This is a genomic window from Dyella mobilis (assembly GCF_016904945.1).
Classification (GTDB): domain Bacteria; phylum Pseudomonadota; class Gammaproteobacteria; order Xanthomonadales; family Rhodanobacteraceae; genus Dyella_B; species Dyella_B mobilis.
In genome coordinates, this window is sequence record NZ_JADIKF010000040.1 from 863231 (window position 1) to 877559 (window position 14329).

Sequence of the window (14329 nt, forward strand, 5' to 3'; positions counted from 1 at the left end):
ACCCAGCTTCGGCCCATTCAGCTTCTCACTTCTATCAAACGTTTTAGCGCCCTTCCATTCCTGCCGCCACCCCGCCAGCACTTCAGCGAACGCTCCAGGCGCCATCACCTCTATTTAGGCACTGCCCCTGACAAGGTGAGCGTCGCGCAAACGGGCGCATGATCGGAGAGCCGCAAAGGCGTGCCGATCCTGAAGCAGCCGGGCTCTTTTCCGCTGATCTTGGCGGAACGGGTGGTCCTCAGCTTAAAGCCGGGAACAATTCTTACGCCATCCACCAGGGCGGAAGCCATCGCGTCGATGCCTTCGGCATAGAAGCCATCCAATACGCCGCCTCGTTGATGGGTTACTTCATCCGGCGTGCGGGTTCCTCCGTACTTCGCTTCTTCGCAATTGAGATCGCCGCCCACCATCACACCGACGTGCTCCCAGCTTTTCATGTCGCCGGTCTTTTCGTGCAGCAATTCAATCAGATTGTTGGTGTTGCTGGCGCCGCCGTAACTCGTGGCGTGAAACGAGACAACCAATAGCTTGATGCCACTGACATTTATGATGGCTGCCGCTGGATAGCGGCTGGCGTCGTCGGAGCCGGACGTGAAATTGATATCCACTGTCTGGGGTTTCAGACGGGCTTTGACGAAAAGAAGCGACCGGCACGCGGCGCTATCGCTTTGATTGTCTATAAACGAGCTGGCCATCCAGGTTCCGCCCGAAGGCAGCGACGCGTGGGCATGCGGGTCGTTCACGCTTTCGCGCAGGCCTTTTGAGGGTTCGGAAATACAGACGATGTCGTATTGGCTGCACAAATAATGCAGCTGGGCTTTTCGATTTCGGCGCGCGTCATCCTGCTTTCTATATCTTCGATCAGTCTCGATCGGACTTCGCTGCATGTTCCATGCGCACACGCTGATCGTCCTCTCGATTTTTCGCAGCTTCTTGCCATCCTCGTCGACGTCATCCTCCGCGTAAGAGACTCGCTTGCGCTTGCGCAGATTTTGTGCGACCTGCCCACCTGGAACGCTCATCGGCTTTCTCCTTGATCCATTGTTGTTTCACCGGCACGCCGCTACGGGTTGCACCGGTGAAGCCACAAATATCACTTTGGCCTACGTTCGCTCTCACGCCACCCGGCATGCCTTCCGGCCTGGCGTTACGAGCTCCAATAAAGAGCTCTGGCTCGGCATTCCCCGTCTTGCTCACGCGCCGAGCCGGCACGTGGGGTTTGTCAAACCTCGGGGAATGCAGACGCGAAAGGGCGTGACCGATGTCGCCACGAAGAGAGATTCTTCACAGTCCCCGCGTTGACCTTGCAGCTGGATCCCCACCCGAAACTGTCAGCGAGATTGCGTGAAATTCAGGTGACGATTCTAGGCAAGCCGCCCTTGCGTCCTTGCTGGCGCGTGACACTTTAAGGACATTACTGGTTTTCGGACCTGCGTCGATTTCGCGTCCTGGCGAGTCGCCGCAGCGCTTGTGAGCCTATCGACGCATTGCTAGGATCTTGCGCGCCCTCGGCGGACCCAAAAAGGATGCAGTGCATGAAGCCAGTCGTACGCGTATCGATTCTGCGGTGTTCACCGGAGCACTTTGCCGAACTCCGGCAAATGGCGGCGGACGCCGATCCCATCTTGCGGCCAGGCATAGAGGCCATGCCGGGATTGCTCTCCTTCTACTTCGGCGCGGACGAGGAGACATCCTCGCTGACCAACGTCAGCCTTTGGACCAGCCTGGAAGCGGCCAAGCAACTGGATACGTTCAAGCCGATGCTCGATCTCGGCAAGCCGTTCATTGAAAAGGGTGCCACCTTCGAGCGCCCCATCATGAACTACGCGACCCTGTGGGAATTGCATGGTGCGGCGGAATCCCCCGGAACGGCCCGCTAATAGCGCGAAAACGAGGGCGCGTCATGCCAAGTATTCGATGGGGTTCCACACCATCGAAATTGCCACGCGATTGGATACCCGCGACAAGTCGCTCCACGGCGCAGACTCCGTCATGGCAGCATTCCCGTACGCCGGGGATGCTGCCGATGTAATCGAGAGTGCGAAAGAGGCCTGTGAGGCGGACCAATGGGGTGCTTGCCGTGCGATACACGCCCGAACTGGCAGCCATTAAGGCGCAACCCAACGTGGAGGTAGTCAACGCGATGGGACTACCTCCACCCGCTTGTCGGCTCACGCCAGATGCTGGCTATACGTTGGCCCGATACTCCCGATGGAACACTTGGCAGTGCTTGCCATCCACCGGTGCGGCCCGCTTGCAAAACACGTCCACGACGGCAACGGTGTTTTGGGCGTGATCGCTCACCACGATTCGTTTCGCCACACCGGGGCCGGTCGAGTTGTCGATGGCGACGGCCACTAACGGCTGCCGCGCCAAACCCATCTCCCGCAGGGCTTCGGACCTCTCGGCCGCCCGCTCCGCTTGCATGTACTCACGATGCGTATTCCCGACGAGCGCCGCCAATCCGTAGCCGGTATGCAAGTCGATGTAGTAGGTCTCGTATTGACCCGGTTGTGCAGTAACGGTGAAATATTGCAGGTTAGTAGCGTGGGTCTCGTCTTGGGCGCTAATGCTGCTGGCGCACGAAAGACTGAGCGCAATGGTTGTGGCGATGATCAGGCGTTTCATATAAAGAACTCCCTACGGGCGCCTATATGTGTCCGTTCAGGGATCGTGCGCCGGCTTAAAGAAACAAAACGATACAAAAGCCGAAACAAAATGGGCAGAAATTATTAAGCCTGATTAACGAAATTCGCCCTGCTTCTCCAGTAGGAAAGCCTTGGCCGTCATGCTGCCCCGCCGACAAAATCTCGGAGGATTACCGGTCAACCATCTCGCTTCCCTCGGCAGCGCCCCTTTTAAATACCGCCTGCCTTGCGCATCTCTTCCCAATAGCTTTCGGCCGCTTCGACGAGCTGTTCGTAGGGAGGAAACATGGGCCCTCGCTTCAAACTGTCGCTGTAGAAACCCGACAGTTCGTTCAAAGCTTTGTCTATTTCAAAAACTTGATCCGATAGATGCTCGTCATAGTCGACATCGGCATCAACCTTCTGGATTTGTTCCAACAGGCGGCATCGATCGAGCACCATGGATGAGATGGCCAGCATCAAGCTTTGTGCAGAAATATTCATCGTGAACTACCTCTCCAGGGTTTGTTTAGCCCATCTTTTCTTATTCGCATCCGTAGCATTCAGCGCAGAGCATAATGAGCGAGTAATTGATGTCGATTTCCGAAGGCCCCATTCGTCTTCCTGCCGTAGGGCCGACAAGGCCGAACCACAGGAGGATAGCTAGCGATGATCACTGTCTATGGCGAAGGAAGAGGCTTTCGGGTTATCTGGCTGTTGGAAGAGATGGGGCTCCCTCACCGGTTGAGGCCGGTGGACATGCCGGCCGGTGTCGAGAACGACCTGGAGTTCATGGCCATCAACCCTGCCGGCTTCATCCCTGCGATCCGGGACGGCGACGTCACCATGGTCGAGTCCATCGCGATCATGGAGTACCTGATGGCCCGCTACGGACCGACGCCGCTGGCGCCTGCCCCGCACGATCCGACGTTTCCCGCTTACCAGCAGTTTCTGCACCTTGGCGAAGCCGGCCTTGCTGCCTCCGCCTACTTTGTCCTCGGCGCGCGCAATTTTGCGCCGGAGAGTGAGCGGCAGAACTGGAGTGCTGGACAAGCTCTGGATGTTTTCCAGAGCCGGCTGGGCCTGGTGATACGGCAGTTGGCACGCACGCCCTACCTTGCCGGAGAGATGTTTACAGCCGCCGATATTTCGGTGACCTATGCGCTGGAATTAGCTCAGCGCGGTGCAGGCATCGCCCTTGGCGAGGTAGAGAAATCCTATATCGCTCGCACCAGTGCACGCGAAGGCTACAAGCGGGCCATGGAGACTTGTCAGTCCAGGAAGGCATGGTTTGCCAGAACGCCGGTTCCATAACCGCGCTTGGCACATCATCGGCCGGGTCTGTGTCCGACGAACAACCAGCGCGGGCGGAGGTCATTAACCACCTCCGCCCCCTGAGGTTTATCGCCTGGTCGTCACGACCCGTGCGCCACCACAAAATCGGCAATCATTATCAGCACAACCGGCGACACGGTCTCCTCAAGGCTGGCGGATTCCGCCGGCGTGCCGATTTTGGCCGTCTGAAACAGGTGGTTGATGCCTGGAAGCTCGACAATCGTCGCATCCGGGTTGCCCTTCAAAGCTGCCTTGATGGAAGGCAAATTGTCTTCCGGCGGCACGTAGAGATCGCGGCTGCCATCGAGCACAAGCACCGGTGTCCGGAGCGCGCGAAGCGTCGGGATGGGATCGTAGTTGAAGGCCTGCCGCGCCCAGGGGCTGGTGACTTGGTGGGCAAACGCGTCTGCATTTTCGGGTCGAATCAGCTTGTCGGCAACGCCTTTTGCAATATCTGCCTTGGCCACTGAGAGCGCTGCCTGGTTGTCGGCCGCGCTCGCAAGATCGGCATAGAGCTTGTTGAAAAAAGCACTTCGCTCGGCAATTTGCTCCTCGGGAACGCCGGATGCCCTGGCAATGCGGGAGTCCTGCACATTCAAAAGTCGACCGATGCGCATACCCGGCCCGGCCATAAGTACGACGAATCGCGCTGCCGGATTGCGAACGGCGATCATCGGTGCGATCGCGCCACCCTCCGAGTGGCCGATAAGGCCGATGTGCTTCGCATCGATCTCGGGGCGCGACATCAGAAAGGCCATGGCCGCTTCGGCATCGGAGGCGAAGTCGGGGATGGTCGCCGTGGCAAAGTCGCCACCCGACTGACCGACACCTCGCTTGTCGTAGCGCAACACAGCTATGCCGCGACGATTGAGGGCATCGGCGAGCACCAGAAACAGTTTGTGGCCGAATAGGGTTTCGTCACGCGTTTCCGGCCCGCTGCCGCCGATCAGCACCACAGCCGGAAAAGGGCCGCTGCCGTCGGGCACGCTGAGCGTACCGGCCAGCTTTATCCCCGCCGAGGCATTGTCGAAGATGACCTGTTGCTGCCGGTAAGGGCGTGGGCCGGCGGCAATGGCTTCTTCTTGCGGACGTTTGGGAGGCGCGGCATCCGACGCCTTACCCGTCATCCGGGTGAGGAAGAGCGGCATGGTGGCGCCTTGCTTCCAGGTTCCCACCCAGCCTTTTTTGCCAGCGTCCCAATGTCCCTGATAAGCGGCGCCGAGCTTTGGAAGGGTGAAACTCAACTGGTCGGCATCTGTTACGACATCCGCGGCAGATAGAACAAAGCTTCCCTGATCGGGACTTTCGAGCGTTGCCTGGTAGTGCCCTGCCCCATCTTTGGCCACGTGCACCACGATGTGATACTGGCCAGCCAGGAGCCCGCCCCAATCACCGGCGGCGTCTTCGGCCGAGACCGCGCCGACCGCCAGCGCCAACAGGCTGCCGACAGCAAACAGGCGTTTTGCCACCGATCGTTTCGTACCATGCGTATTCAAGGTCATGACCCTCTGCAGAACGCCGGATTGGCGTCAGACTTGCAGTCGCGGTCCGGATACGGGTCTTACAGTTCGGGCTACGAATTTTTTTGTCGCCTGCCTTGTAAGAAAATCCAGGCCCATGCGACTAAGGCCCCAAAGGGATGGGATACCAACAGCCGTGTTGAACCTGGAAGAGATCGTCGACAAATACGCCGGCATGGTCCGCCGCATTGCGACGGTCTACGAGCGCCATCCCGACCGGATCGACGATCTCGTGCAGGAAGTCTGGCTGGCGGTCTGGCAGGCACTGCCGCGCCTGGACCACCCTTCGATGCTCAAGCCTTATATCGCCCGCATCGCCCAGAACATCTGTGTCACCCACGTGCGCCGCGCACTGGTGCGCAAGGACGAGCCCCTGGCTGAGGGCATTCCAGATGGGTCCATGCCTGTCGACGAGGCCACCGACCACGCCAGGCAACTGGCCCGCCTCACCGCGGTGATACGGCAATTGCCTGAGCCGTTGAAGGCCGTCGCAGGCCTGTATCTGGAAGAGATACCGATCAAGGACATCGCGACGATCCTGGGTATCAGCGAAAGCAATGCGTCCGTACGACTGCATCGCGCCAAAACATTTATCCGGTTGAACTTCGGAGCCGTGCCATGAGCGAACCGTCGCAAACTGATCCTTTCGCCGCGCTTTGGCAATCCGCGCCCCAACCGGATACCCGGCAGCTCATGCGGGACCTGCAGCGATGGCAGAGCGCGCAACGCTGGCACCAGCGAATGCTCATCGCCATTATCTGCGGCATTGCGTTGTTTCTGGTTTTCGAGGAGACCACCCGGTGGTCCGGTACGCATGGGCTTATCAGCGTGCTGTGGATTGCCTTTGTTGCCGGTGCGCTCGGATACCAACGCCTGCGCTGCCGCGCCGTGGACCCGCTCGACCTCAATACGGTTACCCTTCTGAAGCGCATGATCGCCCGGGCAAAGCGGGGACTCTTCCAGGCGCGCTGTCTTTATCTGGGCACGCCACTGGGTGCCGTAGCGGGAGCGGTTCTGATGCGGGTGCTGGCACCAGGGACAGCGCCGGGTGGACACATCGCCCAACCCAGTCTGGCGATGGTTCCACCGCTCGCAAGCCTGCTAGCGCTGGCCGCCATGATCATCGCTGGCCTCGTGCTGGCTCGCGCCAGGCGGCGCCAACTCCGGGAGCTCACAGCGAAGCTGAAGTCGCTGGAAGAAAATTTGTAAGAAATACCCAGTGACGGCGACTTTGATTCCGACGGCACAGGCCAGCACAGGTCGGTCCGGCATCCACACCTGGAGGAATTATGTCGAACGTTCGCATCGCATCGATTGTTCTCAGCCTTGTTCTCGCTGGCGGCCTGATTGCATTGGCATGGTATCAGGCGCATGGCGGGCATCTGATTCTGCCGATATCCGACCTTATCTTCATCGTGGTCATGCTGTTTGCGCTCGTGCGCTTCGCGACCGCAGTGATTCGGTGCATGCGGAACAAAGTCAGATAATCGAGCCTGTTTACCCCTGGCCCGGTTATTGTGGCGAGGAGTAAAGCAACACGATCTCGTGAGTACCCAAAAAACCGGCACGCTGTTCCTACGCAACGTGCCGAATACGACGCGCCGTTCCTACTCAACGCGCCAAATGGCCGCGTCATACGGACACGCTTGGGTTATCCACCTCCCTCCGGAGTAAGCGTGTCGACGTATTCGCAGAGAAGGTCGATGGCGTTCTCCAGGCCGATGAGTTGCACCGGGTTGAGTGGTAGAAGACCCACTCTCTTGCCGTCGGGATGGGTTTTCACGAACTGCTCATGCGTTCGCCGAAGCCCTTCAATCACCGCAACGGCCAGCGCACTGCCAGCCCTTCGAGACATGTAAGTTTGCCGTCGCCCCTGCCCTGCGCCCGATGCGTCGGGCGGGTTGTCGACCGATGAAGACGTTTTAGAATTTGGCTTGTTTTGCGCCAAGAGGCGCAAACGTGCCGTATGATCTACGGAGGCCATAATCAACACTCATTCTGTTGTTTGTGGTTTAGCGGATCGTGAGAGTTAGCGCTCTCGCGATCCGCGCTTCTCCAAGCATTGCTGCAAGGGTCATCGGTGTTGCGGGTTTACAAAGCACACCGATGACATGCGGAGATTACTCTGGCGAGCGGCGCATCCATGTAGGGTTTGTATGGCGCGGGTGTGCGTGATCTTGCCTTTGTGATGTTCTTCGATGGCGCGACAACCATGTCCGGTTCGCTTGACGTGACCCAAGGCCGCCGCTCGTTCCCTGTAGTACAACGCCGAGTCGGGATATGCCCTCCCGACTTTCGGTTCTACACATAGCCTTCACATCATCGGCTGACGTATCGCGTCGGTAGCTGACGAGATGCCCCATGTGCTTAAACCAGCGCGTCTACGCTTCAGGCGGCTAAGTAGCTGTGAAACAAAGGACTTCCTGAGAGGCCTTTTATATGGCCCATTTTCTGCTTAATGTTTGGATGCCTTTAAGCGGGGGACGCATAGACGGCACAACACTGATCCATCCAGTGCCTCTCTATGCAAGGTTCTGATAAGCACGTAACTCAGGGGGAGTGATGGCAAAGCGCAAGGAAAGCGGCCTGGAGCTGATAGCTTCGTTCCCCTGGCCGGTCGGCTTCGTACTGGGCATCGTCGCTTACGTAGCTATTCGTTATGGCGTTGGCTGGTATATGTCCAGCGTCAACAGCCCCCTCGCCCAAAGCTTCGGCAAAATCGCTTCTTCGGGCATCTATACACCCATCGCGTGGTTTGTACTGGCGGTATGTTGGCTCGGCGCGATTATCTCCTTCGTACGCCGCTGCCACCGCAAACACCTACTGGAAACCCAAACGGGACTCGATAGCCTGCGCAAGATGAGCTGGTGTGAGTTCGAGATGCTTGTGGGTGAAGCATTTCGTCGCCAAGGCTATGCAGTCAGTGAAACAGGACTTGGCGGCCCCGACGGCGGCATCGATCTGGTCTTGCGCAAGGATGGCAAGAACACGCTCGTGCAATGCAAGCAATGGAAGACGCAGCGGGTTGACGTCAAGGTTGTGCGGGAGATGTTTGGTCTATTGATGGACCGGGGTGCGGCAGCTGTGAAGATTGTTGCAATAGGCGACTACACAGCGGATGCACGGCGGTTTGCGAAAGGTAAGGCTATCGAGCTGATAAGTGGGGAAACGCTGCTTACGATGGTTCGTGAGGTGCAGACCTCGACAACTGCTAGCACATTGCCTGCGTCCCATAGTTTCACTAAAGCAGTAACACCTCAAGCTATAACGTCAACAAATCCCACTTGCCCAAACTGTGAGTCCAGCATGATTAAACGTTTTAATCGAAAAACTCAAGAAGCCTTTTGGGGCTGCGTAAAATATCCATCCTGCAGGGGGACTAAAGCGGTTGAAAACCAGGATTATCTTTCGGGCTCGACCAAGTCGTCCCAATAAATTACTTAGCCGAACAATGCACTAAGCTTCACAAGCCTCTATAAAAGAAAATTTTTAATCAATTTAGCCACAGGAATAACTAATGGGCGGCGAAACCATTAACATATCAACACTTGCCAGCAAAGTAAGTAGCGATATATTTAAAACATTCAAGTGGAACATTCATCCTCATAAGGACGAAAATTTTGCCTGCCTAAAGAAATCAAATCATTATCCCAAAGACGATAGCGAAAGCGGAAGAACTCACCCGACTGACGCTGTCTTCCATTACCACGATCCCTATCTAGGAAAAAATATTTATTTATTGTCAGATTTAAAGAGCTATAGCGAATCATCACTTAGGAGTAATGTACCCATTAGAAAAGCTATCACATCATTAGCCAACGCTGTTGATTGCGCAAAAGTTTCTGGAGAATGGAAAGGAAGATATGTTATAGAAGACATACCCCATGAAATAAGGGGCATGCTTTTTATATATAACCACGACAACCAATATGACGAAAACTTTAAAAGGCACCTTGCCTCCACCAACTTAGATAATTTAAATCTAAGACAAGGTCAAATCATCCATCTATTCGACCCAGAAAAAATAGTTAACTCATATACCATAGCACAAGACATGGCCCATCTATCGTTTATAGGTGAGATGTCTAACGACTACACTTTTGTATATCCAGACCTAGTAAGGTGGAAAAGGCAGGGTGACATATGGGATCAATCGGCAACAATCGAAACGCTTACATCCCCGTATTTGATAATAAAATACAGAAACAATGGCGATAAGAAAACGAGTGGTTACGTCATTTACTACAACAGAGGAGGAGAATACACCGAAGAATTCATGTATTTGATAGACACCTTATCTAGATTTCAAATACTTAGCGAAAGACTGCCAATAAAAATTCGCATGACATCACCAAATGAAAAAAAACCTTATCTAAATAATTTTGAAAAGGCAAAATCAAGATATTTACGAGAGTGGAATCTTGATGAAATAAGAAAAAATGAGCTTGATCAAATATCTGTCGAATCAATACAAAAAGTTGTTCCAAATTATAGCGCCATGAAAGCCGGATGGAGAAATGAACCATGAAAAATCATTACGGACCATCCGTCTACTATGCTTCGGACAAAAGTATACGTGATGCTCTAAATCAACCAAAAATCAGCGATAAATCCCTGCAACGCCTTCTTTACAGCCGAGGGATACTATTGTCCTCAGAGAACGCGCGCGACTATCTGGCCGGTTACTTCAGCCGCTTAAACTACGATTACTATGATCAGGCAGAAATAGCGGACGCCATGGAAGTACAACCTCGCAGAGATCGCACGACTTCTAGATTTATAACGACACAAAACGATATATCTATATTTGAACATGCTGCGGATGCAATAAAATCCGAAATCGAGAAGCGTGAAGACGGAATAGACATAAACTTGATCGATAACCGCCTGACAGTCTCCATTGATTACATATCAATAGACTATAGACGCTCAGAATTCTCTCAAGTTCGGCGGCAAACCGGAGTCATTGACGTTATAAAAAGCGCTACTGGCTATATCGTTCGCAGCACACAGACCCCGTATATAGATGAACGAGTCGAGTCATTCCTTGCCGAAGCAGAAAAGGCTTGTCAAGGAAAGAATTTTTCATTGAGTACAATTAATCTACAAGCCGTCCCTGATCACAAATATCGAACAGAGTTCTTTGACTTACTAATAAATGGATTAATTGGATACCCACTAATAGACGTCAGTGCAGCTTACGTATTTAAAAAGCATCCCGATCCAGACGAAATCGATGACGATGACAATGTTAGCGATGACCTTGAAGATATACGAATTGAGAGAGCTTCACTGAGCGGCAAGGGAGTCCATCGATCAGAAGAAATTAAGGCGCTCCACAATAGAGAATTTTATGCGGTCCGTGTCAGTTGGTCCGTCGCTGATAGTTCTCAGGACCGCTTCGACATAGATGCAACTTTCTCCGAACCAGAATCCTGCTCTGGATTTTCGTATCTTCTCCGGAGAGTACATCAATACATCGGAAAGGGCCGGCCACCGCATCAGCGATCACCGCTAAAAAAGGAAATTGATACTATGTACTCACTACTTGAGGATTCCGCAACACGGGCCATGACAAGTATTAGAGAAAAGTATCATGCAAAATAAATATAAATGGATGATAGCGGAGGCATCAACTTCTATCAAATCCATATCTGCCGCAATCAAAGAAAATCCGTTTAACAAATCATCTCTGAGCGGATTTTATCTTGAAGATAAGCCTAGCAACTTTAAAATTAGAGCGAAATTTATTAAGAAGGTTGTAGAAAGAGAAATCATAGAAGACCCATTTGGATCCATTACGGAGCAAGTAATCGAAAGTTATGAAATAATTACATTCACTATCGAGCAGATAAAAAAAGGATTTTTTATCATATGCCTAATTAATCCATCAAGAGGAGTTGCTGGCTTAATAAACAATCTTTGCAGCGCATTAAATTCGCCTATATACATATCAAACATAGACATCGATCCCACGCTAACACTCAGAGCTATATCCACGCAATATAATACAAAAATTGTTCGAAAAATCGTAAGCTCCGTAGCAATCAACAACAAAACCGTGGGGAAATTTGAATTAACTGCGACAGAAGAAAATCATCTAGATGATAAAGCATTGCTAAAATCATATCCGCACAAAGTTGAGTCATTAAAGGCAAAGCTTTTTCTAAAATCAGTCCTATCGACGATTATGATTACACGAAATGGATCTGCAACAATTATTGGTGACGGCAAAGAAGAAATAATTAATAATATTGAAAAATTCTATTCATCATGTGGCATTAGAAGCTTAACCGCAAAGTAAGATGACCTCTCCAAATAGATGACAGAGCGCACTTTCAAAACAAGCGTACTCTAACTTCAATTTCACGTGGCTAAGCTGGGGCATGTATGACTCAGTTTCAACGTCCTATTGTTGTCCTACTCTTAATTCTTCTACCCTGCACCCTGATAACTCAGTCGCAAGCACATGTCTCTAGGAAGTGTGCAGCTATTCAAGACGCAGAACAAGAATTGAGGGGTGCAGCAATGGAATTAGTCAGGTGCGCATCCACATATGATCCCTCGGATAGCTGTGATAGTAATTTTAATAATGTAAAGGACGCTCACGATGATTTAGAACAAGTGATGTCCAACGCAGAAGGGGATTGTGAATGATGTAAGACAAGGGGCCAAAGTGCACTCTCAGAAATAAATGCACTCTGACTTTTTTTCACTCAATTTCCGCCAGCACCTTTGACATCGCCGCTAGCCGCCACTGCTCCACTGCCTGCGTTGTCTGTTCCAGGCCCGATATTGCTGGACAAGAACGTAAGCATCCGCGTATAGAAATCCAGCTGGTCTGCGGGGTCCACGAGCCCATGCCCTTCCCAGTCATAACTCACGAATTGCGCCGGATGCCCTGACTTTTTCAGCGCCGACTGCATTGCCTTTGCGTATTGAATCGGTACGCGCTCATCCTGCTGACCATGCACGAGCAGAACGGGAATGGTGATGTCCGACGCGTGCGAAACGGGTGAATCGGCAAGCAGTGCTGCTTTATCCAAACCAAGCACTATATTGAGGTAATACTCGCCGTAATCGCTGCGATGGATGTCACCCCAGCGGTAGAGTTTGCTCAAGTCATAGGGTCCAGCCAATCCGATGGCGCAGCGGTACAGCGTGGGCTCGCGTGCAGCGCTCATCAGCGCAGCGTAGCCGCCGTAACTCCCACCGTAGATGCAAATGCGTTTGGGATCCGCCACGCCCTGCGCAATGGCCCACTGCGTTGCGTCGGTGATGTCATTCACCATGCCGCGCCCCCACTGGTGGTAACCGATTTTCATGAACCTTTGGCCGAAATTCGCCGAGCCGCGGAAATTCACGTGCAGCACGCTGTATCCATGCGCGGCCAGGAACTGGGTTTCACCGTCGAACATCCAGTCGTCTGCGATGTAGTACGGGCCGCCGTGGACAATAACCACCATGGGTGCCGGACCCGTTGTGCCATGAGCGCGCGAAAGAAATCCATGCAAGGGCAGCCCGTCTCTCGCTTTCAGCTGGAAAGGCTCCATCGCGGCCATCGCCGTAGCGTCCAGCCACGGCCGGGAATGAAATAGCAGTGTGGCTTTGTTCGCTACGCGATCCAGCAGATACCAGGAGCCTTCATCCCGGTCGCTGTACGCATACACGATGAGGGTCGAACCATTGGCGGTGCTGCTTACTACGTCGACCACCGTGTTCGGGAAGGCCTTCACCAGCGCACTGTGCCACTTGGCGTCTTCGCTGCTCGGGGCCCAGTAACGCGCCCGTGGTACGCCAGGACCAAACCAGGCGCCGATCGGCTCCTTCCCGTCCATGGAATAGATGACGTGAAGCGGATCGGAGACCGGATCGCTCAACAGCTCGGTTCGCTTGCCGCTCGCAAAATCGTAGCTTTCGATGATATCTGGGGCATCGGTGCGTTCGCGCTGCAGAAACGCCAGTTTGTTGTCCCTGGAAATGCCAAGCGGAATCTCCTCGACGTGCGTGGCGTCGCTATCGTTAATGGAGGTCCATTTACCACTGTCGTCACGCACGTAGAGCTGGCTTCGCGCTGTTTTGCTCCACGCCCAAGCGATGCGGACCGTGCCGGTGTGATCAACCATCAAGGAGGCATCGCCAATAGGCGCTTCGCCCAGCTCATCGGGTTTGCTCATCAGATGGTCGATGTCATAGCGCTTCACACTGAAGCGACACTCGCCATCCATGAAGTCTTTGCACTCGCGGACAAGAAAATGATGTTCGTCGCCGCTTACCGTGCCGAAAAAGTTGGAATCCAACGTCTGTGGATGCTTCGCATGAATATCCACCAGGTAAGTCCACGGGTCTGAGATCGGCTGGTGATACCTTTCCGAATCGCGGTTGGCTGAAAGCACCAGATGGTCGGAGCCCAACCACGACAAATCCCCAATCTCACCACGACTTCCCGGTCCGATTTGCGCAACTACCTGCATGTCCGCGCGTCGCACGACGGTGACCTGCGTGCTGTCATCTTCCCGATGCACAATCGCGAGAAGCGCCCCATCCGGCGATATCGCCACACGCTCGTACTCGGCGCGCTGAAAATAATCCATGGTTTTCGGCGCACCATCCGCCATACAGGCAAACGCCACCGAGACCAGCAAGCAGGCCAGCCAAAACCGTTTCATCGTGCATCCCCCTGATGCTCCGTGTCCCTGAACTACAGATTACCTATGTGGGAAAATAATCGCCACTGTGTATCACCCCACCCAAATGCAAAAAACGGGGTCAAGCCCACTTTGCATAGGCCGTCGCTGCGATTTAGCGAACCCGGCCCTGCTCTCCTCTTATTTTCTCAAAGTCCAC

15 protein-coding genes are annotated in these 14329 nt (G+C 53.7%); 9 read left to right on the top strand and 6 right to left on the bottom strand.

Annotated elements, in window-relative coordinates:
- Positions 1 to 110: 110 nt before the first annotated feature.
- Entirely contained in the window at positions 111 to 1022 is a 912-nt protein-coding gene (locus ISS99_RS20230; protein ID WP_204633408.1) for a hypothetical protein, read from the bottom strand.
- A 513-nt stretch (positions 1023 to 1535) separates the two neighbouring features.
- Between ISS99_RS20230 and ISS99_RS20235 the strand changes: the two genes are divergently transcribed.
- Positions 1536 to 1880: an antibiotic biosynthesis monooxygenase family protein gene (locus ISS99_RS20235; RefSeq protein ID WP_204633409.1), complete on the top strand. Its 345-nt coding sequence runs from the start codon at positions 1536 to 1538 to the stop codon at positions 1878 to 1880.
- A gap of 307 nt (positions 1881 to 2187) precedes the next feature.
- On the opposite strand, the gene ISS99_RS20240 is transcribed toward ISS99_RS20235, so the two are convergent.
- Together ISS99_RS20240 and ISS99_RS20245 are read right to left on the bottom strand one after the other, a co-directional pair.
- Positions 2188 to 2628: a hypothetical protein gene (locus ISS99_RS20240; protein ID WP_204633410.1), complete on the bottom strand. Its 441-nt coding sequence runs from the start codon at positions 2626 to 2628 to the stop codon at positions 2188 to 2190.
- A 230-nt stretch (positions 2629 to 2858) separates the two neighbouring features.
- On the bottom strand, positions 2859 to 3131 hold the full coding sequence (locus ISS99_RS20245) for a hypothetical protein (protein ID WP_204633411.1): 273 nt from the start codon (positions 3129 to 3131) through the stop codon (positions 2859 to 2861).
- Between the two features lie 165 nt (positions 3132 to 3296).
- On the opposite strand from ISS99_RS20245, the gene ISS99_RS20250 reads away from it, so the two are divergent.
- Positions 3297 to 3941, top strand: coding sequence for a glutathione S-transferase family protein (locus ISS99_RS20250; protein ID WP_204633412.1), 645 nt, complete (start codon positions 3297 to 3299; stop codon positions 3939 to 3941).
- A 101-nt stretch (positions 3942 to 4042) separates the two neighbouring features.
- On the opposite strand, the gene ISS99_RS20255 is transcribed toward ISS99_RS20250, so the two are convergent.
- A complete protein-coding gene (locus ISS99_RS20255) occupies positions 4043 to 5464 on the bottom strand; it encodes an alpha/beta hydrolase family protein (RefSeq protein ID WP_204633413.1) in 1422 nt (473 codons plus the stop codon).
- A gap of 154 nt (positions 5465 to 5618) precedes the next feature.
- Between ISS99_RS20255 and ISS99_RS20260 the strand changes: the two genes are divergently transcribed.
- The 3 genes from ISS99_RS20260 (at position 5619) to ISS99_RS20270 (ending at position 6969) form a co-directional block, all read left to right on the top strand.
- Positions 5619 to 6104, top strand: coding sequence for an RNA polymerase sigma factor (locus tag ISS99_RS20260; RefSeq protein WP_204633414.1), 486 nt, complete (start codon positions 5619 to 5621; stop codon positions 6102 to 6104).
- Positions 6101 to 6691 (top strand): hypothetical protein, encoded by a 591-nt coding sequence (locus tag ISS99_RS20265; protein ID WP_204633415.1) that lies wholly within the window; start codon positions 6101 to 6103, stop codon positions 6689 to 6691. Before ISS99_RS20260 ends, ISS99_RS20265 begins: the two co-directional genes overlap by 4 nt.
- Positions 6692 to 6771: 80 nt before the next feature.
- Positions 6772 to 6969: a hypothetical protein gene (locus ISS99_RS20270; protein WP_204633416.1), complete on the top strand. Its 198-nt coding sequence runs from the start codon at positions 6772 to 6774 to the stop codon at positions 6967 to 6969.
- A 164-nt stretch (positions 6970 to 7133) separates the two neighbouring features.
- On the opposite strand, the gene ISS99_RS20275 is transcribed toward ISS99_RS20270, so the two are convergent.
- Positions 7134 to 7337, bottom strand: coding sequence for a hypothetical protein (locus ISS99_RS20275; RefSeq protein ID WP_204633417.1), 204 nt, complete (start codon positions 7335 to 7337; stop codon positions 7134 to 7136).
- Positions 7338 to 8044: 707 nt separating this feature from the next.
- On the opposite strand from ISS99_RS20275, the gene ISS99_RS20280 reads away from it, so the two are divergent.
- The 4 genes from ISS99_RS20280 (at position 8045) to ISS99_RS20295 (ending at position 11786) form a co-directional block, all read left to right on the top strand.
- Positions 8045 to 8917, top strand: a complete 873-nt coding sequence (locus tag ISS99_RS20280) for a restriction endonuclease (protein WP_204633418.1) — start codon at positions 8045 to 8047, stop codon at positions 8915 to 8917.
- 82 nt (positions 8918 to 8999) lie between these two features.
- A complete protein-coding gene (locus ISS99_RS20285) occupies positions 9000 to 10010 on the top strand; it encodes a PD-(D/E)XK nuclease domain-containing protein (RefSeq protein ID WP_204633419.1) in 1011 nt (336 codons plus the stop codon).
- Complete coding sequence (locus ISS99_RS20290; protein WP_204633420.1) at positions 10007 to 11089, top strand: hypothetical protein; 1083 nt, start codon at positions 10007 to 10009, stop codon at positions 11087 to 11089. Before ISS99_RS20285 ends, ISS99_RS20290 begins: the two co-directional genes overlap by 4 nt.
- On the top strand, positions 11079 to 11786 hold the full coding sequence (locus ISS99_RS20295) for a hypothetical protein (RefSeq protein WP_204633421.1): 708 nt from the start codon (positions 11079 to 11081) through the stop codon (positions 11784 to 11786). The genes ISS99_RS20290 and ISS99_RS20295 overlap by 11 nt, the downstream gene beginning before the upstream one ends.
- A gap of 412 nt (positions 11787 to 12198) precedes the next feature.
- Here ISS99_RS20295 and ISS99_RS20300 read toward each other — a convergent pair whose 3' ends face one another.
- Positions 12199 to 14151, bottom strand: coding sequence for a S9 family peptidase (locus tag ISS99_RS20300; RefSeq protein WP_204633422.1), 1953 nt, complete (start codon positions 14149 to 14151; stop codon positions 12199 to 12201).
- Between the last annotated feature and the right edge of the window lie 178 nt (positions 14152 to 14329).